The 266-nt window shown below is 49.2% G+C and carries 1 protein-coding gene; it reads left to right on the forward strand.

What is annotated here, in order from left to right; genetic code table 11:
- On the forward strand, positions 1–266 hold a 266-nt coding region (locus B2Z72_RS17215), incomplete at both ends, for a S4 domain-containing protein (protein ID WP_297005402.1).

Raw genomic sequence — 266 nt, forward strand, 5'->3', positions numbered from 1 at the left:
ACGTAGTTTACCGTATGGGTTTCGGTTCTACCCGCGCTGAATCCCGTCAGCTGGTTAGCCACAAGGCTATCGCAGTAAACGGTCAGACTGTAAACATTCCTTCTTACCAGATTAAGAGTGGTGATGTGGTTACTGTTCGCGAAAAAGCGAAAAACCAGGACCGTATCAAAACTGCTCTGGAACTGGCCGGTCAGCGTGCTGACTGTGGCTGGATCGATGTTAATTCAGGCAAGTTGGAAGGGACTTTTAAAGCAGTTCCTGAGCGC

Source organism: Thalassolituus sp. UBA6592 (genome assembly GCF_002433655.1).
In the GTDB taxonomy this organism is placed as follows: Bacteria; Pseudomonadota; Gammaproteobacteria; order Pseudomonadales; family Oceanobacteraceae; genus Venatoribacter.